21 protein-coding genes are annotated in these 19,795 nt (G+C 64.8%); 13 read left to right on the top strand and 8 right to left on the bottom strand.

The window, feature by feature from the left end; translation table 11 throughout:
- Positions 1 to 168: 168 nt before the first annotated feature.
- From KYK29_RS13360 to KYK29_RS13350, 3 genes are all read right to left on the bottom strand, one after another.
- Positions 169 to 912, bottom strand: coding sequence for a Bax inhibitor-1/YccA family protein (locus tag KYK29_RS13360; RefSeq protein ID WP_254691399.1), 744 nt, complete (start codon positions 910 to 912; stop codon positions 169 to 171).
- A gap of 155 nt (positions 913 to 1,067) precedes the next feature.
- Complete coding sequence (locus KYK29_RS13355; RefSeq protein ID WP_254691398.1) at positions 1,068 to 3,620, bottom strand: ABC transporter permease; 2,553 nt, start codon at positions 3,618 to 3,620, stop codon at positions 1,068 to 1,070.
- Complete coding sequence (locus tag KYK29_RS13350) at positions 3,617 to 4,327, bottom strand: ABC transporter ATP-binding protein (RefSeq protein WP_254691397.1); 711 nt, start codon at positions 4,325 to 4,327, stop codon at positions 3,617 to 3,619. Before KYK29_RS13350 ends, KYK29_RS13355 begins: the two co-directional genes overlap by 4 nt.
- 58 nt (positions 4,328 to 4,385) lie before the next feature.
- On the opposite strand from KYK29_RS13350, the gene KYK29_RS13345 reads away from it, so the two are divergent.
- The 6 genes from KYK29_RS13345 to KYK29_RS13320 all read left to right on the top strand — a co-directional run bounded on the left by KYK29_RS13345 (position 4,386) and on the right by KYK29_RS13320 (position 10,428).
- On the top strand, positions 4,386 to 5,030 hold the full coding sequence (locus KYK29_RS13345; protein ID WP_254691396.1) for an arylesterase: 645 nt from the start codon (positions 4,386 to 4,388) through the stop codon (positions 5,028 to 5,030).
- An 87-nt stretch (positions 5,031 to 5,117) separates the two neighbouring features.
- Positions 5,118 to 5,699, top strand: a complete 582-nt coding sequence (gene thpR, locus KYK29_RS13340) for an RNA 2',3'-cyclic phosphodiesterase (protein WP_254691395.1) — start codon at positions 5,118 to 5,120, stop codon at positions 5,697 to 5,699.
- Between the two features lie 140 nt (positions 5,700 to 5,839).
- Positions 5,840 to 7,270 (top strand): murein hydrolase activator EnvC family protein, encoded by a 1,431-nt coding sequence (locus KYK29_RS13335; RefSeq protein WP_254691394.1) that lies wholly within the window; start codon positions 5,840 to 5,842, stop codon positions 7,268 to 7,270.
- Positions 7,260 to 8,597, top strand: a complete 1,338-nt coding sequence (locus KYK29_RS13330; RefSeq protein WP_254691393.1) for a S41 family peptidase — start codon at positions 7,260 to 7,262, stop codon at positions 8,595 to 8,597. Before KYK29_RS13335 ends, KYK29_RS13330 begins: the two co-directional genes overlap by 11 nt.
- 82 nt (positions 8,598 to 8,679) lie before the next feature.
- Positions 8,680 to 9,876, top strand: coding sequence for a divergent polysaccharide deacetylase family protein (locus tag KYK29_RS13325; protein WP_254691392.1), 1,197 nt, complete (start codon positions 8,680 to 8,682; stop codon positions 9,874 to 9,876).
- Positions 9,877 to 9,885: 9 nt separating this feature from the next.
- Positions 9,886 to 10,428, top strand: coding sequence for an RNA pyrophosphohydrolase (locus KYK29_RS13320; RefSeq protein WP_254691391.1), 543 nt, complete (start codon positions 9,886 to 9,888; stop codon positions 10,426 to 10,428).
- A gap of 116 nt (positions 10,429 to 10,544) precedes the next feature.
- On the opposite strand, the gene bfr is transcribed toward KYK29_RS13320, so the two are convergent.
- Both bfr and KYK29_RS13310 read right to left on the bottom strand, forming a co-directional pair.
- A complete protein-coding gene (gene bfr / locus KYK29_RS13315; RefSeq protein WP_254691390.1) occupies positions 10,545 to 11,030 on the bottom strand; it encodes a bacterioferritin in 486 nt (161 codons plus the stop codon).
- A complete protein-coding gene (locus KYK29_RS13310) occupies positions 10,996 to 11,376 on the bottom strand; it encodes a (2Fe-2S)-binding protein (RefSeq protein ID WP_437437254.1) in 381 nt (126 codons plus the stop codon). The genes bfr and KYK29_RS13310 overlap by 35 nt, the downstream gene beginning before the upstream one ends.
- Before the next feature lie 271 nt (positions 11,377 to 11,647).
- Between KYK29_RS13310 and KYK29_RS13305 the strand changes: the two genes are divergently transcribed.
- Entirely contained in the window at positions 11,648 to 12,082 is a 435-nt protein-coding gene (locus KYK29_RS13305) for a metallopeptidase family protein (RefSeq protein ID WP_254691389.1), read from the top strand.
- A gap of 163 nt (positions 12,083 to 12,245) precedes the next feature.
- On the opposite strand, the gene KYK29_RS13300 is transcribed toward KYK29_RS13305, so the two are convergent.
- Both KYK29_RS13300 and KYK29_RS13295 read right to left on the bottom strand, forming a co-directional pair.
- A complete protein-coding gene (locus tag KYK29_RS13300; protein WP_254691388.1) occupies positions 12,246 to 12,452 on the bottom strand; it encodes a DUF1737 domain-containing protein in 207 nt (68 codons plus the stop codon).
- Positions 12,449 to 13,360, bottom strand: a complete 912-nt coding sequence (locus KYK29_RS13295; protein WP_254691387.1) for an HpcH/HpaI aldolase/citrate lyase family protein — start codon at positions 13,358 to 13,360, stop codon at positions 12,449 to 12,451. The genes KYK29_RS13300 and KYK29_RS13295 overlap by 4 nt, the downstream gene beginning before the upstream one ends.
- Positions 13,361 to 13,465: 105 nt before the next feature.
- On the opposite strand from KYK29_RS13295, the gene KYK29_RS13290 reads away from it, so the two are divergent.
- The 6 genes from KYK29_RS13290 to KYK29_RS13265 all read left to right on the top strand — a co-directional run bounded on the left by KYK29_RS13290 (position 13,466) and on the right by KYK29_RS13265 (position 18,902).
- The gene (locus tag KYK29_RS13290) at positions 13,466 to 13,708 is read left to right on the top strand and encodes a hypothetical protein (RefSeq protein WP_254691386.1); all 243 of its coding nucleotides are present in this window, start codon (positions 13,466 to 13,468) and stop codon (positions 13,706 to 13,708) included.
- 157 nt (positions 13,709 to 13,865) lie between these two features.
- On the top strand, positions 13,866 to 14,471 hold the full coding sequence (leuD, locus tag KYK29_RS13285; RefSeq protein WP_254691385.1) for a 3-isopropylmalate dehydratase small subunit: 606 nt from the start codon (positions 13,866 to 13,868) through the stop codon (positions 14,469 to 14,471).
- A gap of 203 nt (positions 14,472 to 14,674) precedes the next feature.
- Positions 14,675 to 15,787: a 3-isopropylmalate dehydrogenase gene (leuB, locus tag KYK29_RS13280; protein ID WP_254691384.1), complete on the top strand. Its 1,113-nt coding sequence runs from the start codon at positions 14,675 to 14,677 to the stop codon at positions 15,785 to 15,787.
- Positions 15,788 to 15,901: 114 nt separating this feature from the next.
- The gene (locus KYK29_RS13275; RefSeq protein ID WP_254691383.1) at positions 15,902 to 16,603 is read left to right on the top strand and encodes a phosphatase PAP2 family protein; all 702 of its coding nucleotides are present in this window, start codon (positions 15,902 to 15,904) and stop codon (positions 16,601 to 16,603) included.
- Between the two features lie 278 nt (positions 16,604 to 16,881).
- Entirely contained in the window at positions 16,882 to 17,916 is a 1,035-nt protein-coding gene (locus tag KYK29_RS13270; protein ID WP_254691382.1) for an aspartate-semialdehyde dehydrogenase, read from the top strand.
- 164 nt (positions 17,917 to 18,080) lie between these two features.
- Positions 18,081 to 18,902 (top strand): lytic murein transglycosylase, encoded by an 822-nt coding sequence (locus KYK29_RS13265; protein WP_254691381.1) that lies wholly within the window; start codon positions 18,081 to 18,083, stop codon positions 18,900 to 18,902.
- Between the two features lie 181 nt (positions 18,903 to 19,083).
- On the opposite strand, the gene KYK29_RS13260 is transcribed toward KYK29_RS13265, so the two are convergent.
- Complete coding sequence (locus KYK29_RS13260; protein WP_254691380.1) at positions 19,084 to 19,725, bottom strand: carbonic anhydrase; 642 nt, start codon at positions 19,723 to 19,725, stop codon at positions 19,084 to 19,086.
- Between the last annotated feature and the right edge of the window lie 70 nt (positions 19,726 to 19,795).

Genomic DNA, 19,795 nt, shown 5'->3' with positions numbered 1-19,795 from the left:
TTATGCACAATCCGGCGACAATCTGCATGAATCGGCATGGGCGTCAACGGAGGAATTTGCGCCTGGCAGACCGCGCCGGTGGAGACGCACCCGAAAAACCGCGGGCTTCATGCAAAAACCCCGCCGTTTCCGACGGGGTTTTTCTATCTCATTCGTGACCTGAAACGCTTATTCGCGGTTTCCGAGGAAGCGCAGCAGGAACAGGAAGAGGTTGATGAAGTCGAGGTAGAGCGTCAGCGCGCCCATGATGGCCTTGCGCCCGGCCACGACGTCGTCATCGGCCTCGAAGTACATTTCCTTGATCTTCTGCGTATCCCAGGCGGTGAGGCCTGCGAAGACCAGAACGCCGATGGCGGAGACCGCGAAATCGAGCGCCGAGGACTGAAGGAACAGGTTGACGAGCGAGGCGATGATCAGGCCGAACAGGCCCATGATCAGGAACGATCCCATCGCGGAGAGATCACGCTTCGTCGTGTAGCCGAAGAGCGATAGTGCGCCGAAAGCCGCCGCCGAGACGAAGAAGGTCTGCGTGATGCTGGCGCCCGTATAGACCAGGAAGATCGACGAAAGCGACAGGCCCATCAGCCCGGCATAGACCCAGAACGTCGTCTGGGCGGCCGGAACGCTCATCGTATGAATGCGGAAGCTCATGAAGAAGACGAGCGCGAGGGGGGCGAGCATCACCACCCATTTCAGCGGGCTGACGTAGATCGCCTGACCGAAGGCCGTGAGCTGGCCGCCGGAGAAGGCCGCCTGCGAAGCGAAATAGGCGACAAAGCCGGTGATCACCAGACCGAGCGCCATCAGATTGTAGACCCGCAGCATATAGGTGCGCAGGCCCTCGTCGATGACGGCGCCGGCCCGCGCGCCGGGACTCGCCGTTCGGGTTTGATAGTTGCGGAGATCTGCCATGTTTTCCTCTCAATAAAGTCCCGTGGGGTATCTACGGTGTCGGGCGCGCTCCACCGACGGATCGGGAAAGCGCCCAGGCGCCGCTGCGGGGCTTCAGCTTGCCTGCCGCAAATATGAGTATGATTTGTTTCCTGCACAAGTGCTTAAGACACCGATCACAATTCCTTGAGCACCGGCGCGGCCTTCTGCCCCAGGACGCGCCAGGTGCCGGCCAGCCCGATTCCCACGGTCACGATGAGCGCAAGGCCGAGGGTCGCCAGCGCCACGTCCGGCAGGAAATGCGATGGCAGCGTCATGATCCGGCTGACCACGAACCAGGCGGCGACGCCACCGGCCAGAAGCGAGAAGACGGCGGTGGCAAGGCCAAGCATCATATATTCATAGATGAAGGCGCGCATGAGCTTGCCGCGCGTCGCGCCGAGCGTCTTCAGCACCACCGCATCATGCACGCGCGCCCGGTTGCCGGCGGCGAGCGCACCGGAGAGCACCAGCACGGACGCCACGAGGGCGACGGCGGCGGCGGCGCGAATGGCGGTCGCCAATTGCCCCACCAGTTCGTTGATCACGTCCAGCGCGTCCTTCACCCGGACGCTGGTGATCGTCGGATAGGCGCTGGTGACGGCTTTCAGCGTCGCCGCCTCCTCGGCGGCGCTGGCGGCGGGATCGATCACCGTGGCGAGCCAGGCGTGCGGCGCGCCGGCGAAGGTGTTCGGCGAGAAGACCATCACGAAATTGATCGACAGCGATTCCCATTCGACCGTGCGGAAGCTCGCGATGCGCGCCGTGACGTTGCGGCCCAGCACGTTGACGGTCACCGTATCGCCGATCTTCAGGCCGAGTTCACGTCCCTCTTCCTGCGAGAAGGAGACGAGCGGTTCGCCGGAATAGTCCTCCGGCCACCAAGCGCCTTCCGTCAGCTGCGAATTTTCCGGCGTGCGCTTGGCATAGGTGATCCCGCGGTCGCCGCGCAGCACCCATTGGCCCTTGGGCGGTATGTCCCGTTTCGCCACGTCCACGCCATCAAGGGCGACGATGCGGCCGCGCAGCATGGGCACCTCGATGAGCTTGCCGTCCGGCATGGAGCGTTGCACCAGTTCGCGGAACCCGTCGAGTTCGCTGCCTTGGATATCGACGAAGAAGAAGTTGGGCGCGCGGTCGGGCAGGTTGCCGGTCAGCTCCCGCCGCAGGTTGCCGTCGATCAGCGCCAGCGTGACCAGCAGGGTCAGCCCCAACCCGAGCGACAGCACGACGGAGGCGGTGAGTGCGCCGGGACGGCGGATATTGCCGATGGCGAGCCGCAGCGCCGGCGAATGCACCGGCGGCGCCCGATGGGCGAGCGCCGTCACCGCCCATGCCACGCTGCGCAGCACCACGAAGGCGAAGGCGATCGCCGTAAGGAAGGTGACGGCGATGAAGCGGTCATAGGCGGTAAGGATCGCAAGCGCTGCCAGCAGGGCCATAAGCGCCGCCGCACCGAGAAGATAGGGCCACCCCGGCAGCCGCGCCTTCTCGAAGCCCTGCTCGCGGAAGAGCGCCGTCGCCGGCACTTCGCGGGCATGACCAAGCGGCAGGATGGCGAACGCCAGCGCCGTCACGAGGCCGAAGACGGCGGCAGCCATCAGCGCGGACGGGTAGAGCGTCGTTTCGGCCGGCACCGGCAGGACGTCGGAAAGGAAACCCATGGCGATGAAGGGGGCCACCGCGCCGAGAACCAGTCCGATCGTGATGCCGATGGCGGCGATCAGCACGATCTGCGTGAGATAGATCGTCACGACCAGAAAGGCCGGCGCACCGAGGCATTTGAACGTGGCGATGACCGGCCGCTTCGAATCGAGGAAGGCGCGCACCGCATTCGCCACGCCGACGCCGCCGACGATCAGCGCCGTCAGCCCGACCAGCGTCAGGAACTGCGAGAAGCGGGCGATATTGTTGGCAAGGGCGGGAGCCGCATTGGCGGCGGTGCGGATCGACCAGCCCGCCTCGGGGAAGGCGGCGTTCGCCCGATCCTGAAGCCCCGGCAGTTCGCGCGCCGGATCGGCAAGACGGATCTTATACGCATGTTCGACAAGACTGCCGGTCTGCACGAGCCCGCTTTCCGCAAGGGCATCGCCGGAGACGACAAGGCGCGGCGCAAGCCCGAAACCCTCCGACACGGCATCGGGTTCGCGCACAAGCGTCGCAGCCACCGTCAGCCGGGCGGTTCCGACGAGAAACGTATCGCCCGGCGCAAGGCCCAGCCTGTCGAGAAGCAGCGGCGCGACGATGGCCCCATAGGCGCCGTCCTTTTCCGCCAGCAGGTCCGCGGTCGGCCGCTGCGGCGCGGTCTCCAGACCGCCGTAGAGAGGATAGGCGTCATCGACAGCCTTGACCTCGACCAGCGTCTGGTCCGAGCCGTCGGCACGGCGCGCCATGGAGCGCAGACCCGTGGAGACCGCGACTGCGCCGAGACCGTCGAGATAACGGCGCTCCTCCGGCGTGACGGTACGGTTCGTCAGCTTGAAGCGCACGTCGCCGGCCAGGAGCGTCTGGCCCTGGCTGGCGAGCGCGCGCGTGATGGCGGTGGAAACCGAATTGACGCCGGCGATCGCCGCGGTGCCGAGCGCGATGCAGGCGAGAAAGATATAGAAACCGTGAAGGCCGCCGCGCATTTCGCGAAGCGCCAGCCGGAAGGCAAGTGGAAACCGCGCGAACGCCGCGGCGATCCTCATGCCGGCACCGTCTGCGCGGGCGTGGCCGGCTGCCCGGCGGCGACGATCTCGCCCGAGCGCATCCGCACCTGCCGCCCGCAGCGCGCGGCGAGCGCCGGATCATGGGTCACCAGCACCATCGTCATGCCCCGCTCGGCCTGTTTCGAAAAGAGCAGGTCGGCGACCTGGCGACCGGTCTCGCCGTCGAGATTGCCGGTCGGCTCATCGGCGATCAGCAGTTTCGGCATGGGCGCCAGCGCCCGGGCGATCGCCACGCGCTGCTGCTCGCCGCCGGAAAGCTGGCCGGGATAATGGGTGAGCCGCTCGCCAAGGCCGACGGCCTCCAGCTCGCGCCGGGCGATGGCGAAAGCGTCGCGCACATTGGCCAGTTCCAGCGGCACCGCCACGTTCTCCAGCGCCGTCATGTTCGGAATGAGGTGGAAGGACTGGAAGACGATGCCGATGTTGCGTCCCCGGAAATCGGCGACCGCGTCCTCGCTCAAATGCGTGAGGTTCACGTCGTCGATGACGATCTCGCCGCCATCCAGCCGTTCCAGACCGGCCAGAACCATCAGCAACGTCGACTTTCCCGAGCCCGAGGGACCGACGATGCCGACCGATTCGCCTGCCGATATCTGGAGGTCGATCTCCTTGAGGACATGCACGGCGGCGGCCGCCCGGCCCAGCGTCAGGTCGGCTTTTTTCAGGTCGATCATGGTTTTGGCCAAGGAATTCTGCCCTATATGCGGATAAGAATCGGAATGCTTGCAATCTAGGATCAGCCCCATGCCGTTTAAAGCCGCCTGCGGTATTTTCGCCGCGCTCGCGATCACAGCTTTGTTATCCGTCGGCGCCGCGCGCGCGGAGCCGCTGCGGCTCGTCGGTTTCGGCGACAGCCTGATGGCCGGCTATCTTCTGCCGGCCAACGATGCCTTTCCGGTTCGCCTGGAGGCGGCGCTGCGCGAGAAGGGCTATGACGTGGAGATCGCCAATGCCGGCGTGTCGGGGGACACCACCTCCGGCGGGCTCGCCCGTCTCGACTGGTCCGTGCCGGAGGGCACGAAAGGGGTCATTCTCGAACTTGGCGCCAACGACGCGCTGCGCGGCATCGCGCCGGAGGAAAGCGAGAAGAACCTCGACGCCATGGTGACGCGGCTGAAGGAGCGCGGCATCGCGGTCCTGCTCGCCGGCATGCTCGCGCCGCCGAACATGGGTCCCGATTACGAGGAGCGCTTCAACGGCATCTATCACCGGCTTGCCGAAAAACACGGCGTACCCCTCTACCCCTTCTTCCTCGACGGCGTCGCGGGAGAGGCGAAGAGGCAGCTCGAGGACGGCATGCACCCGAACGCCGAGGGCGTGGACGTCATGGTCCGTTCCATCCTGCCGACGGCCGAAGCCTTCGTCCGCTCGCTCGCGGCGTCTCCCTGACGATTTTTGCGGTTGCGAAATAGGGGTTGCGCAAATCGGCAAGGCATGATTCGCTGCACCCACTGTCCAGTCAGGGGAGAGCTCGCCATGCCGAGACTTTTCGTTGCCCTCGAAGTGCCGCGCAATGCGGCGCTGAGCCTCTCTCTCCTGAGAGGCGGCCTTCCGGGAGCCCGCTGGATCGACGTGGAGAACTTCCACATCACCCTGCGCTTCATCGGCGATATCGACGGCCGCACCGCCGACGAGGTGGTCGACGCGCTCGACCGCATCGAGCGCCCCGAGTTCCAGCTCGCGCTGGCCGGCATGGGCTCCTTCGGTTCCAAGAAGCCGCATTCGATCTTCGCCGGCGTGAGCCCGGCGCCGGAAATGTTCGCCCTCCAGGGGGAAATCGAGCGCCTCTGCCAGCGTCTCGGCCTTCCCGCCGATCCGCGCAAGTTCACACCGCATGTCACGATCGCGCGGCTGCGAAACGCCCGCACCGAGGATGTCGCGCGCTATCTTTCCGGACGCGGCGATTTCCACACCGCGACCTTCACGGCCAGCCGCTTCGTGCTGATGTCATCGAAGGAATCGGTCGGCGGCGGCCCCTATCTCACCGAGGAGATCTTCCCTCTCTACGAAACCCGCCCGGCCGGCGAAGCCGCCGAAATGGAGGCTCATCGATTCTAGAGCGGGATGCAGGCGGAAAAAGCCGCTCTGCGTTTTTCCGCATTCTGCTCTGCCGGCCACCGCTCCGTAATTTTGGCATGGTTTCTTGGCGAAATCCGCAAATCAGCATAGAGCGGAAGAAACGGATGCTTCGGAGCGCGATGACTAAGGCCGGCAGATCCTGTCGAGAAGCAAGGCCCGGCCGCCTATGGCGGCTGGCGGCGCTTTCGGCCGCGCTGACGGCGCTTGCCGTCTCCCTGTCCCTGGCCGCCGAACCGGAAGAGCCCGGCGTTACGCTTGAAAAAACCGCGTCGCTGCCGGCGACCGAGCGCGATCCGGCTGCCGCACTTGCCTTGCGCCGCGACAGCACGCGCCGCGAGCTGGAGGCCTTGTCGCAGTCGATCACCCTGTCCGAGAAAAAGACCGGGCAGCTCGAGGCGGAGATCGCCGCTCTGGAAAAGACCCGCCAGTCGCTGCGCGACGCCATCGTCCGCTCGGCCGCGCTGCGCAAGGACATGGAGGAAAAAATCCTCGCCGGGGAGAAGCGACTGGAGGGCATGCGCGAGAGGGAAGCGGGCGTGCGCGCCTCGCTCCACGAACGTCGCGGCCTGCTTGCCGAAGTGCTGGCCGCGCTGCAACGCATGGGGCGCAATCCGCCGCCGGCGCTGCTGGTGAAGCCGGAGGACGCGCTTGCCTCGGTGCGCAGCGCCATCCTGCTGGGCGCGGTGGTGCCCGGCATCCGCAGCGAGACGGAGGAACTGGCGACCGATCTTGCCGCGCTCGCCGCGGTGAAGGTGGAAATCGGCAAGGAGCGCAGCGCACTGGCGGAGGCCATGCGCCTGCGCGCCGAGGAGGAGAAACGCTCCGAGCTTCTGGTCGCCGAAAACGAGGCGCTTGCCGAAACGAACAGCCGCACGCTGGCCGCCGAGCGCCGCCGCGCGGAGGAACTCGCCGCCCGGGCGACAAGCCTCGAAGGCCTGATCGGCAGCCTGGAGCGGGAAATCGGCTCGGTGCGGGACGCCGCCGCCCTCGCCCGGGCGAAGGAGGAGGAGCGGCGCAACCAGAGCGAGGCCGAGCGCGAGAGGGCGCGCGCGCGCGCCCGTGACAGCGTGCCCGACAAAAACCGCATTGCGCCGGCATATGAATTCTCGCAGTTGCAGAGCAGGCTCGACCATCCCGTGGCTGGCGACGTTCTGCGCCGCTTCGGCGATGCGGACGGGACAGGCCATGATTCGCAGGGCATGATCCTGGCGGCCAATCCCGGCGCACTGGTGACGGCTCCCGCCGATGGCTGGATCGTCTTTGCGGGCACGTTCCGCAGTTACGGTCGAATGATCATTCTGAACGCCGGCGAGGGCTATCATCTCGTCCTTTCCGGCATGGATCGGGTGAGCGTGCGGGAAGGTCAGTTCGTCGTGGCGGGCGAGCCGCTCGCGGTGATGGGAGAAAAGAGGGTGGCGAGCGTCAACGCATTGGCGCTGGAAACCGACAGGCCGACACTTTACATTGAATTTCGAAAGAACGGAAAACCGGTTGATTCCCGGCCCTGGTGGTCCGTCAGGGAATCTGGAAAGGCACGCAATGATACGTAGGGCTTCACTCGTTCTCGTCGGTGCACTCATGGGTGCGACCGCCATGAGCGTCATCTATACGGCAACGCTGCCCGCGGAAGCCGCCGGCTCGTCGACCTATCGCGAGCTTTCCATCTTCGGCGACGTCTTCGAGCGCGTGCGCGCGCAATATGTGACGCCGCCGAAGGAAGATCAGCTCATCGAGAACGCCATCAACGGCATGCTCACCTCGCTCGATCCGCACTCCTCCTACATGAACGCCAAGGACGCGGAGGACATGCGCACGCAGACCCGCGGCGAGTTCGGCGGCCTCGGCATCGAGGTCACCATGGAGGACGAACTGGTCAAGGTCATCGCGCCGATCGACGACACGCCGGCGTCGCGCGCCGGCGTTCTGGCCGGCGACTTCATCTCGAAGATCGACGGCAAGGACGTGCGCGGCCTCAAGCTCGAGGAAGCCGTCGAGAAGATGCGCGGCGCCGTCAACACGCCGATCAAGCTGACGCTCATCCGCAAGGGCGCGGACAAGCCGATCGAACTGACCATCATGCGCGACATCATCTCCGTGAAGGCGGTGAAGTCCCGCGTGGAGAACGACGTCGGCTATCTGCGCGTCATCTCCTTCACCGAAAAGACCTATGACGATCTCGAAAAGGCGATCCTCAAGATCAAGGAGGAGGTCCCGGCCGACAAGCTGAAGGGCTATGTGCTCGACCTGCGGCTCAATCCGGGCGGCCTGCTCGACCAGGCGATCAATGTCTCCGACGCCTTCCTGGAGCGCGGCGAGGTCGTCTCGACCCGTGGCCGCAACGAGGACGAAACGCGCCGCTTCAACGCCTCGCCGGGCGACCTTTCCGACGGCAAGCCGGTGATCGTGCTGATCAACGGCGGCTCGGCCTCGGCCTCCGAGATCGTCGCCGGCGCGCTTCAGGACCTGCGCCGCGCGACGGTGGTCGGCACGCGATCTTTCGGCAAGGGCTCCGTGCAGACCATCATCCCGATGGGGGAGGCGGGTGCGCTGCGCCTGACGACGGCGCTCTATTACACGCCGTCCGGCAAGTCGATCCAGGGCACCGGCATCACCCCCGACGTCAAGATCGATCAACCGCTGCCGGCCGAATTGCAGGGCAAGCTCGAAAATGCCGGCGAATCCAACCTGCGCGGACACATCCAAGGTCAGGACGAGACGGAAGAGGGCTCCGGCTCCTCGGCCTATGTGCCGCCGGAAGCCGAGGACGACCTTCAGCTTCAGTATGCGCTGCAACTGCTGCGCGGCGAGAAGACCGACCCGTCCTTTCCGCCGAACCCCGAGAACGCCGCCCTGAAGAAGGCGGATCTGGAACCCTGACGCCGAAACCCTGACACCGGGAGCCGGTCCGCCGCCGACGGACCGGCTTTCGCTTCCCATCCCGCGCCGGCACGGACCGACCTTGGGCACAGACATCCACGCACCTCTCGGCCAGGACCGCAAGCCAAGGCCGGCCCCGGCCCCCTCGCGGTTGTCAGCGGGCGGGGTGTTTTTCGCCGCCGCCGCAATCGCAATGATCGGCTTTTCGACCTGGACGGCACTCCTTCCGAGCGGGCTGCGCACCGCCCTGCCGGAAATTTCCGCCATAGTTCCCGGCCCCGGGACCGAGGCGGCGACACCGCCGGGCGGGCCTGACAGCGGCCCCGGCGGGGTGCGGCGGGAAACGGGACTTTCCGGCGCAGGCGTCGAGCGCACGGTGACCGACGACGGCGCGATCGTCCGGACCTTCAAGCCACGCCCGCGCAACGGCGATGGACCGCTCGTCATCGAGGCGAGCCGCATCGGACAGGATCCGCGATCCGCCGCCTTCCCCAACGAGGACCTGCTGGAGGATACGCCGGAGGGCCGCCTGCCGATCGTCGGCAGCGACGGCACGCGCCCGATGGAGCAATACGCCCGCCCCTGGTCCGGCGCGCGGGCGACACGGATCGCCATCGTCGTCGGCGGCCTCGGCCTCAGCCAGACCGGCACGCAACGCGCCATTCGCGAACTGCCGGGGGAGGTCACGCTGGCCTTCGCCGCCAGCGGCAACAGCCTGCCGCGCTGGATGCAGGAAGCCCGGCGCGGCGGCCACGAGATCCTGTTGCAGATGCCGCTTGAGCCCTTCGACGCCGCAGACAGCGATCCCGGTCCCTATACGCTTCAGGTCGGCCGCAAGGCGGAACGGAACCTGGCCGACCTGCATCGCGCCATGGGACGCCTCACCAATTATACCGGCATCGTCAATCACATGGGCGGCCGCTTCCTCGCCGATGCCGACGCGCTGGAGCCGGTCATGCGCGACATCGCCGGACGCGGCCTGCTCTTCCTCGACGACGGCAGTTCGGCGCAATCGCTCTCCGGCACCATCGCCGGGGCGATCGAAGCGCCCTACGCTGTTGCCGATCTCCAGCTCGACGGCGAGCTTTCGCACGACACCATCCTGCGCAAGCTCGACGAACTGGAGCGGCTGGCACGGCGCAACGGCACGGCGATCGGCATCGCGTCCGCCTTCGATGAAAGCGTGGACGCGATCCGCGATTGGTGCGAAGAGGCGAGCGGCCGCGGAATCGAGATCGTCGGCGCGGCCGCACTGGCCGGAATCCCCGCGAAACGATAGGAATTTTTCATGGGCAAGGATTTCACGGGCAAGGAAAAGCGCAAGGCGGTTCGGGCCGAGGATCTGCCCTACCGCCCCTGTGTCGGCATCATGGTGCTGAACGCCGCCAACAGGGTCTGGGCAGGTCGGCGCATACCGGTCGGCAATTCGGAATATGACGGCTCGCCGCAACTGTGGCAGATGCCCCAGGGCGGCATCGACAAGGGCGAAGACCCCCTGGAGGCCGCTTATCGGGAACTCTACGAGGAAACCGGCATGAAAAGCGTCACGCTCATCGCGGATGCCGGACGCTGGATCAATTACGACCTGCCGCCGGAGCTTGTCGGCATCGGCCTGAAGGGCAGGTTTCGCGGCCAGACCCAGCGCTGGTTCGCCTTCCGTTTCGAAGGAAGCGAGAACGAGATCGCCATCAATCCGCCGCCGGGCGGCCATACGGCGGAATTCGACGCCTGGGACTGGAAATCGATGCGCGACCTGCCGGAGCTGATCGTTCCCTTCAAGCGCAAGGTCTATGAGGACGTCGTCGCGACCTTTGCGCATCTTGCCCCTTGAACCGGTCCTGCCGGCGGCGAGCGATCACGGCGGCCGGCCAGCCTTTCACGCCCCCCAAACAGGAAATCCCCGGACAAGCCGGGGATTTCGCAATCTGCAAATAGGTCCGGAAGACCCTATTCCGCTTCGTTGGCCGGAGCGGCGTTAAGCTGGCCGTATTTTTCCTCGCCGAGCTTGTCCAGCAATTCGAGCTGCGTCTCGAGGAAATCGATATGGCCTTCCTCGTCCGCTAGAAGCTCCTCGAACAGCTTCATGCTGACGTAGTCGCCCGCCTCGTGACAGATGTCGCGAGACTTCTTGTAGGCCGTGCGGGCGTCGTATTCGCCGGCAAGGTCGGCCTCCAGCACTTCCTTGACGTTCTGGCCGATGCGAAGCGGAGCCACCGTCTGAAGATTGGGGTGCCCTTCAAGGAAGATGATGCGCGTGACCAGCTTGTCGGCGTGGTGCATCTCCTCGATCGATTCCACGCGCTCCTTCTTGGCGAGAAGCGTGTAGCCCCAGTCTTCGAGAAGGCGGTAATGGAGCCAGTACTGGTTGACGGCGCCCAGTTCGAGATAGAGCGCTTCGTTAAGCTGCTCGATGACCTTTTTGTCGCCTTTCAAGATCCGCTCTCCTGTTTTCTTCATGGAATTGTTTGAGGCGGGTCATGAAATCAAATATCTCGTCATCCGTCGAGTGGCGACGGGCGTGATAGTTCTCGGTGGTGCGGATAATGATGTCGACGACGTTGGGAAAACAGCCGCAGCAACGGCCGCGCTTCTGCATCGCATGATAGACTTTTGCCGGCACGATGAGCTGCCAACAGTCCTCATCAAGGAGGCTGTCGATCGTCTCGATGATTTCCTGTTCGGTAATGAAGTTACAACTGCAAACCAGCATTTTGTCTTGCCTGCCATGCGCAACCGTCTGAATTTCCGGGATTAAGCAAAAGAAGATATTTCCTGTCAAGAATAAACATGTCAGCAACGTTGACACAGTTTTTTAGATTGCTTCTAAACTTGACAAAAGATATCGTATTTTCATGCGCTTAGAGCATGGTTTCTCGTCCAAAAGCCGGGTTCCGCGGATTTTCGGTCGCCGATCACATTTTGTTGCATCGCCCCTTTCGAGGGGATTCCCGGACGGGCCGCCGGCGCGATGCCGCCAAGCATTGGAAGAGATGAATTCAACTCTCGAAAAACGGGAGAAATCGTCTATATGACGGGCATAAGGAGTATCTATGGCCCAGATTGACCTGACCGACGATTGGCGCACGCGTCATGCCCCGACGATCAGCGCGTTCGAATCGCTGGCGCTTGAGGCCTATGGCCATCTGCCGGAGGATTTCCGCGCGCTGACCGGCAACCTCATCATCGAGATTTCGGAGTTTCCGAGCGACGACGTCTTCGACGACATGGCGCTCGAAACCCCTTTCGATCTTCTCGGCCTTTTCGAAGGTCGCGGCATCGGCGAGCGCTTCACCGTCGAGACCGGGGAGATGCCAAACCGCATCACGCTCTACCGCCGCCCGATCCTCGACTATTGGGCGGAAAACGAGGAAACGCTGGGCGATATCATCAGCCATGTCCTCATTCATGAGATCGGCCATCATTTCGGCCTGTCGGACGACGACATGGAGCGTATCGAGGCAAGCGCCGAGATTGCGGCGGGCTGACGCGCGCCACCAGCGCCGTCACGGGTAAAAATCCGGAGGAGGGGCTTTCCGGCCTCGGGCCGCCCGTCTGCCGAGGCCGGTTCCGGTTTTCCCAGGTTCGGCAGAACCTCTCTTAGCCGCATTTCCGGACGCAAAACCGCTTCGCACTTTTGCGGGAAATGCTCTATTGCTCGGAAAGCTTCATATCCGGCGAATAATCCCGGCCCGGAACGTCTTTCACCACCGCCTGACCGCACTGCATCTGCCGCGCCGCGCCGTTATAGGCATAGCTTGGAGAGCCGTGCAGTTCCCAGCCCCTGCTCAGGGCCAGCGTCACCTTGTGGCAGAAGGAGGCGTCGTCCGGCCCGGTGAGGAAACGATAGACCTTCATGATTTCTTCTTCCTCTCGTTGATCAGGTCGGCCCTGGCGAGAACACGCTCGGCCTGTTCGGCATGCAGTTTCTCGACCATGCGGCCGCGCAGGCTGACGACGCCCTTGCCGGCGTTCTCCGGCGCGCCGAAGGCGGCGACGATGGCAAGCGCTTCCGCGGCCTCGGCCTCGCCGACGCCATAGGCGTCGTTGGCCGCCGCGATCTGCGCCGGGTGGATCAGCATCTTTCCGTCGAAACCCATCAGGCGGCCCTGCCGGCATTCCGCCTCCAGCCCGTCCGTGTCGGAAAAATCATTGAAGACGCTGTCGATAACGTCGAGCCCGGACGCCCGCGCCGCCACGATAACCTGAAGGAGAAGGGGGACGAGGAAGGGACGGCCGGGAATATCGGCGATCCCGGTTTCCTTGCGCAGGTCGTTGAGGCCGACGACGAAACAATCGAGCCGGCTGCCGCGGGTGCGCCCGGCCTCGGCGATGGCCGCCAGATTGAGGAGCGCCGCCGCCGTCTCGATCATCGCCCACAGTCGCGGCCCGTCGTCGGTTCCGGCCTCGCTGAACCAGTCGGCGATGGCGAGCACCTCTTGCGGCGTCGACACTTTCGGCAGCAGCACGGCATCCGGCCGGCAGGCGAGCGCCAGGTCGAGATCGGCAGCCCCGTCCGGCCCTGAAGGCGCGTTGATGCGGATGACGTGCTCGCGCGCGCCCGACCGGTCGAGAGCGGAGAAATGGGCGGCAAGCGCTTCCCGCGCCTCGGCCTTCCTCTCCGGAAGCACCGAATCCTCCAGATCGAAGATCACCGCGTCGCAGTCGAGCCCGGCGGATTTGGCGAGCGCCCGCGCATTGCCGGCGGGAACGCTCAGCAGCGAACGGCGCAGACGCAGCGGATGGTGACGGGACGTTCTGTTCATGCACTCTTTTGCCGTGCTTTGCCGCAGCCGGCAAGCGCTTTGCGATCGAGCCTTGCAAAGGACAAAATCACCCCCCACATTGCTCTTCAGAGAAAGGGCTCCACCATGCAGCGTATCCGTTCCATCGCCTTCACCGTTTTCACCATGTTGATCGCCGGCGCGACGCTCCTGTTCGCGGCCTCCTTGGGCCTTGCCCTTGCGGGCATCGCCGCCGTGGTCGTGATCGGCAGCATGCTTGCCGCACGCCTCCAGCCGAAACCCGTTCGGGCCACCGCCCGTCGCCATGCCGCCGGACAGCGTGAACCGCGCATCTGGAACGACGGCCGGGGAACGATCATCGACCTTTAAGCCGGCTCGCCCTGCCAGGCAGGCACCGCCCGGGCGCAGCGCGCGCCCGGCTTTTTGCGTCCGCCCGCCCGCTGCCGGGAAGTTTCCCCTTCAAATCACGCGGAAACTGATCTAAACGCTTGGATCAACCGACATTACCGATTTCGAGGATATCCGCATGGACAAATTTGTCAGGCTGACCGGCGTCGCCGCGCCGCTTCCCGTCGTCAACGTCGACACGGACATGATCATTCCGAAGGATTACCTCAAGACCATCAAGCGCACCGGTCTCGGCAAGGGTCTTTTCGCCGAGGCGCGCTACAATGAAGACGGCAGCGTGAATCCGGATTTCGTGCTGAACAAGCCTGCCTACCAGAACGCGTCGATCCTCGTCGCCGGCGACAATTTCGGCTGCGGCTCCTCGCGCGAGCACGCGCCCTGGGCGCTGCTCGATTTCGGCATCCGCTGCGTCATCTCCACGAGCTTCGCCGACATCTTCTACAACAACTGTTTCAAGAACGGCATCCTGCCGATCGTCGTCAGCCAGGAAGAGCTGGACAAGCTGATGGACGACGCCGACCGCGGCTCCAATGCCGTTCTGACGGTGGATCTGGAAGCCCAGGAAATCACCGGCCCCGACGGCGGCCGCATCGGCTTCGAGATCGACGCCTTCCGCCGCCACTGCCTGCTGAACGGCATCGACGACATCGGCCTGACGCTGGAAAAGGTCTCCGCCATCGACGGTTTCGAAAAGCAGGCCGCGGCGTCCCGCCCCTGGGCCTGAGCCTTCTCCGCGCCGCTATCATCGCCTGAACGCCCATCCGGCCGGTAAATGCCGGTCGCGATGGACGTCGCGGCGCCTTGCGCAAATCGAGCGGGCGTGAAGCCCGCGCAAAAATCTTTCTTTCCGGCGATTTTCCTTGAACGGAAGTTGCGCTAAGAAGCCCGCAACCCTTCCGTGACCTTCGGTATATCAAGGAAAATCCCATGACGACCCGCAATCTTCTTCTCCTGCCAGGCGACGGCATCGGCCCGGAAGCCATGGCGGAAGTCCGCAAGATCATCGCCTATATGAACGCCGAGCACGATGCCGGCTTCACGACCGACGAGGGCCTCGTCGGCGGGTCGGCCTATGACGCCCATGGCGCGGCGATCTCGGAAGGCGACATGGAAAAGGCGCTCGCCGCCGACGCCGTGCTGTTCGGCGCGGTCGGCGGTCCGAAATGGGACGACGTTCCCTATGAAGTCCGCCCGGAAGCCGGCCTGCTGCGCCTGCGCAAGGACCTGAAGCTTTTCGCGAACCTGCGTCCGGCGATCTGCTATCCGGCGCTCGCCGCCGCCTCGTCGCTCAAGGCCGAACTGGTCGAGGGCCTCGATATCCTGATCGTCCGCGAACTGACGGGCGGCGTCTACTTCGGCGAACCGAAGGAGATCGTCGACCTCGGCAACGGCCAGAAGCGCGGCATCGACACGCAGGTCTACGATACCTACGAGATTGAGCGCATCGCCGGCGTCGCCTTCGAACTGGCGCGCACCCGCGGCAACCGCGTCTGCTCGATGGAAAAGCGCAATGTCATGAAGTCCGGCGTGCTCTGGCACCAGGTCGTGAGCGACACGCACAAGCGCAATTATTCCGACGTGGCGCTCGATCACATGCTGGCCGACGCCGGCGGCATGCAGCTCGTGCGCGCGCCGAAACAGTTCGACGTCATCGTCACCGACAACCTGTTCGGCGACATGCTCTCCGACGTCGCCGCCATGCTGACGGGCTCGCTCGGCATGCTGCCCTCGGCATCGCTCGGCGCCCCGGACGCCAGGACCGGCAAGCGCAAGGCGCTTTACGAGCCGGTGCACGGTTCGGCGCCGGATATCGCCGGTAAGGGCATCGCCAATCCGATCGCCATGATCGCCTCCTTCGCCATGTGCCTGCGTTACTCCTTCAACCTGGTCCGGGAAGCCGACAATCTGGAAAAGGCGATCGCCGAGGTTCTCGACGGCGGCATTCGCACCGGCGACATCATGGCCGAGGGTTGCCGCCAGGTCGGCACCGTCGAGATGGGCGACGCGATTCTCGCCGCCTTCCGGCGACTTTCGGCCTGAAGAAACGCCTCCCTTCGCAAGCTCCCGGCCCCGGCCGGGAGCTTTTTGCGTTTCCGCGCCCTTGAAAAGCGCCGATTGACCGGCCATGAAGCCTTCCACCAACCGGAAGGCCCCATGAAACGTCCCTTCGCCACGTCGCCGCTCTGGCTTTTCGCCGCCACGCTCATTCTCATTCCCGCGCTGGCGCCGCTGGATCCGGTACTCTCCATGCGGGCGCAGGCGCTACCCGACGCCATCGTCGCCTTCAACCGGACCATCACCGATTTCGGCACCTTCCGCTGGATGATCGGCGCTTCGGCGGCCGTCGCTCTCCTCGCCTGGGGCCTCCATCGGATCGGCCGCAACGGCCCGTTCGCCGCGACCATGCAGGCCATCGCCCGCGCCTCGCTCTATGTCTTCCTGACCATCGGCGCGACCAGCGCGCTGGTCCATGCCGCCAAGCTGCTGATCGGCCGGGCGCGGCCGGAACTCTTTGCCGAACTTGGCGCCTATAGTCTGGCGCCTTTCACGCCCGACAACCTTTATCACAGCTTTCCGTCCGGCCATTCCGCCGCCGTCGGCGCCCTGTTCGGCGCGCTGGCCATGCTGGCGCCGCGCCTGCGCCCGCTCTTCGTCCTCGGCGCGCTGGCGATCGGCGTCTCCCGGGTGGTGGTCGGCGCGCATTATCCAAGCGATGTCGCCGCCGGCCTTCTCCTCGGGCTCTGGACGGCGATCGCCATCGCCTTCCTCTTCGCCCGGCGGAACGTCCTCTTCCGCCTCGACCGGGGCTGGCCGAAACCGGAAGGCTTTTCGCCGCATCCTCCCGCCGGGACTTGACTCTTGCGGCGATCGGCGTATTGAGCACCCACGCAAAGGAGCTCCCGTGTTTCGCCTTGGTCTAGCCATCGCCAGCATGATCGCCCCGGCCTTCAACGCCGGGCGGGCCCGCCATTGCGCATCGTTTTCCAAAACAACGGCCAAAACGACGACGAAAGCCGTCTGACGTCTCTGGCCCGCCGCTCTCTCCCCGGCAAGGCCGGGGACCGGATCCCGCGTCCTGGGCAGCGGGTTTCCCCTCCTGAAACCGCGGAGAGACAGAGAAAGAGAGCTTTGCAATGGGTTTCAAGATCGCAATCGCCGGCGCGACCGGCAATGTCGGCCGCGAGATGCTGAACATCCTGTCCGAACGCGGGTTTCCCGCCGATGAGGTGGTCGCCCTCGCATCGAGCCGTTCCATCGGCACCGAAGTTTCCTTCGGCGACAGGACGCTGAAGGTGCAGAATCTCGAAACCTACGATTTCTCCGACACCGACATCTGCCTGATGTCGGCCGGCGGCACGATTTCCCAGAAGTATTCGCCGAAGATCGGCGCGCAGGGCTGCGTCGTCATCGACAATTCCTCCGCCTGGCGCTACGACGCCGACGTGCCGCTGATCGTGCCGGAGGTCAACCCGGACGCCATCGCCCAGTTCACCCGCAAGAACATCATCGCCAACCCGAATTGCTCGACCGCCCAGCTCGTCGTCGCGCTGAAGCCGTTGCATGACCGCGCCACCATCAAGCGCGTGGTCATATCGACCTACCAGTCGGTTTCCGGCGCCGGCAAGGACGGCATGGACGAGCTCTTCAACCAGACCCGCGCCGTCTTCGTCGCCGACCCGATCGAGACGAAGAAATTCACCAAGCGCATCGCCTTCAACGTCATTCCGCATATCGATTCCTTCATGGAGGACGGCTACACGAAGGAAGAGTGGAAAGTGCTGGCCGAGACGAAGAAGATGCTCGACCCCAGGATCAAGGTCACCTGCACCGCGGTGCGCGTGCCGGTCTTCATCGGCCACTCCGAATCGGTCAACATCGAGTTCGAGAAGGAAATCACCGCCGACGAGGCCCGCGACATCCTGCGCGAGGCGCCGGGGTGCCAGGTCATCGACAAGCCGGAGGACGGCGGCTACATCACGCCTTACGAATCGGCCGGCGAGGACGCCACCTATATCTCGCGCATCCGCGAGGACGCCACGGTCGAAAACGGCCTCAACATGTGGGTCGTTTCCGACAACCTGCGCAAGGGCGCGGCTCTCAATACCATCCAGATTGCGGAACTTCTGGTCGCCCGCGGCCTCATCAAAGCCAAGAAGCAGGCTGCCTGATCAGATTTTCGTAAGCAATTTGAAATAAATATCCCGCTGTTTCCTCCTGGAAACGGCGGGGTTCCCCTTCGGGCCGGCTTCACCGGAAGTAGGCCAAGAGCGGGAATGCTGTGACAGATTTGGCGCAGTATCGCATGATGGCGATACGGATCACGGGGTTTCTCATGAGGATGAAAAAGGGCCTGGCCGGCACGGCGGCCGCACTGATGGCGATGATGATGTTGCCGGCGGCCGCCAAGGCGGCGGCATGCGGCAACGATGCCGGCGGATTTCCCGCCTGGATCGAAGCCTACAAGCGCGACGCCGCAGGCCGGGGCGTCGGCCGCTCGACGCTCGACAAGGCCTTTGCCAATGTCAGCTACGCACGGGCGACGATCCGCGCCGACCGGGGCCAGAAGAGCTTCAGGCTCTCGCTCGACCAATTCATGCAGAAGCGCGGCGCCACGACAATCATCCGTCGCGGCAAGAGCCTAAAACAGCAGCACGCCACGCTTCTGAAGCGCATCGAGCAACGCTACGGCGTGCCGGCGGGACCGCTGCTCGCCATCTGGGGCATGGAGACGGGCTTTGGCGGCTTCCTCGGCAAGGAGCATACGCTCTCGGCCGTCGCCACGCTGGCCTACGACTGCCGCCGTCCGGAATTCTTCACCACCCAGCTCAACGCCGCCGTACAGCTCGTCGAGCGGGGCGTTCTCAGCCCCGCCGCGCGCGGCGCGGCGCATGGCGAGATCGGCCAGACCCAGTTCCTGCCGGCCAACGTGCTGAAATACGGCGTCGACGGCGACGGCAACGGTCGTATCGACCTCGTCGGCTCGCGCGCCGACGCGCTCGCCTCCACGGCGAATTTCCTGCGCGGCCACGGCTGGGCGCCCGGCGCCGGCTATCAGCCGGGCCAGCCGAATTTCGCCGCGCTCCAGGGCTGGAACGCCGCAAGCGTCTACCAGCAGGCGATCGCCATCATCGGCGCGGAAATCGACGGCCGCTAGAGTGTTTCCAGCAAAAGCGCGAAGCGGTTTTGCATCCGGAAATGCGGCTAAGACAAAGAGATAGAGCGGTTCTACCGTTTCTGTGAAACCCGGAACCGCTCCAGACCTCGCCGCCATCCGGACAATTCGGGCTTGATCTGACCCGGTGCGACCGCGCACCGGGTTTTTCCTCTGCGTGGTCTCAGGGGTCGGGCCGCAGGAAATCGCCGGTCCCGGCGTCCATGATCCACAACTCACCGGTCGAAATGTCGAACCAGGCCCCGTGCAGGGTGAGCCGGCCACGCTCCTCGAGCAGGCGCACGCAGGGAAACGTCCGCAGATTGGTAATGGAATTGCGGATGGAAACCCGTTCCAGCGCCCGCTGGCGTTCGCCTGCCGTCAGGATGCCCGCCTCCTGGATCTGCTTGGCGACCGGTTTCAGCATGCCCATCCATTTGCCGATGAAATCGCCCGGCGACAATGGTCCGGCGTCCGGATCGAGCGCCGCCTTGATGCCGCCGCAGCGACCGTGCCCCATGACCACGATATCGCTTACCCTCAGCGACTGCACCGCGAATTCGAGCGCGGCGGACGTGGCGTGATACTGGCTGTCCGGCTCGTAGGGCGGCACCAGATTGGCGACATTGCGGATAACGAACAGCTCGCCCGGGCCGGCATCGAAGATGGTTTCCGGCGCCGCGCGCGAATCGCAACAGGCGATCATCAGCGTTTTCGGCTTCTGCCCGGTTTCCGCCAGCGCGCGATAGCGCTTCTGCTGCTCGCTGAAGCGTCCGGACATGAAGTTGCGATAGCCATTGAGGAGGCGTTCGGGAAAGCGGTTCATGTCGTGCGGATCCTTTGTGAGCCATCGGCCGGCCGGCGACCGTTCGCGCCTGCATAAATCACCCGGGGAC

It is taken from the genome of Shinella daejeonensis, assembly GCF_024281235.1.
Taxonomy (GTDB): domain Bacteria; phylum Pseudomonadota; class Alphaproteobacteria; order Rhizobiales; family Rhizobiaceae; genus Shinella; species Shinella daejeonensis.
Note: the sequence above shows the minus strand (reverse complement) of the source record. Positions and strands in the feature narration are given on the sequence as shown.

Bases quoted from the DNA above. Each gene is read 5' to 3' on its own strand.
- leuD (WP_254691385.1), top strand. From the start codon at position 13,866: ATGGACAAATTTGTCAGGCTGACCGGCGTCGCCGCGCCGCTTCCCGTC.
- KYK29_RS13305 (WP_254691389.1), top strand. From the start codon at position 11,648: ATGGCCCAGATTGACCTGACCGACGATTGGCGCACGCGTCATGCCCCG.
- KYK29_RS13260 (WP_254691380.1), bottom strand. From the start codon at position 19,725: ATGAACCGCTTTCCCGAACGCCTCCTCAATGGCTATCGCAACTTCATG.
- KYK29_RS13295 (WP_254691387.1), bottom strand. From the start codon at position 13,360: ATGAACAGAACGTCCCGTCACCATCCGCTGCGTCTGCGCCGTTCGCTG.
- KYK29_RS13290 (WP_254691386.1), top strand. From the start codon at position 13,466: ATGCAGCGTATCCGTTCCATCGCCTTCACCGTTTTCACCATGTTGATC.
- KYK29_RS13265 (WP_254691381.1), top strand. From the start codon at position 18,081: ATGAGGATGAAAAAGGGCCTGGCCGGCACGGCGGCCGCACTGATGGCG.
- KYK29_RS13330 (WP_254691393.1), top strand. From the start codon at position 7,260: ATGATACGTAGGGCTTCACTCGTTCTCGTCGGTGCACTCATGGGTGCG.
- KYK29_RS13275 (WP_254691383.1), top strand. From the start codon at position 15,902: ATGAAACGTCCCTTCGCCACGTCGCCGCTCTGGCTTTTCGCCGCCACG.
- KYK29_RS13320 (WP_254691391.1), top strand. From the start codon at position 9,886: ATGGGCAAGGATTTCACGGGCAAGGAAAAGCGCAAGGCGGTTCGGGCC.
- thpR (WP_254691395.1), top strand. From the start codon at position 5,118: ATGCCGAGACTTTTCGTTGCCCTCGAAGTGCCGCGCAATGCGGCGCTG.
- KYK29_RS13345 (WP_254691396.1), top strand. From the start codon at position 4,386: ATGCCGTTTAAAGCCGCCTGCGGTATTTTCGCCGCGCTCGCGATCACA.
- KYK29_RS13335 (WP_254691394.1), top strand. From the start codon at position 5,840: ATGACTAAGGCCGGCAGATCCTGTCGAGAAGCAAGGCCCGGCCGCCTA.
- KYK29_RS13270 (WP_254691382.1), top strand. From the start codon at position 16,882: ATGGGTTTCAAGATCGCAATCGCCGGCGCGACCGGCAATGTCGGCCGC.
- KYK29_RS13360 (WP_254691399.1), bottom strand. From the start codon at position 912: ATGGCAGATCTCCGCAACTATCAAACCCGAACGGCGAGTCCCGGCGCG.
- KYK29_RS13355 (WP_254691398.1), bottom strand. From the start codon at position 3,620: ATGAGGATCGCCGCGGCGTTCGCGCGGTTTCCACTTGCCTTCCGGCTG.
- KYK29_RS13300 (WP_254691388.1), bottom strand. From the start codon at position 12,452: ATGAAGGTCTATCGTTTCCTCACCGGGCCGGACGACGCCTCCTTCTGC.
- leuB (WP_254691384.1), top strand. From the start codon at position 14,675: ATGACGACCCGCAATCTTCTTCTCCTGCCAGGCGACGGCATCGGCCCG.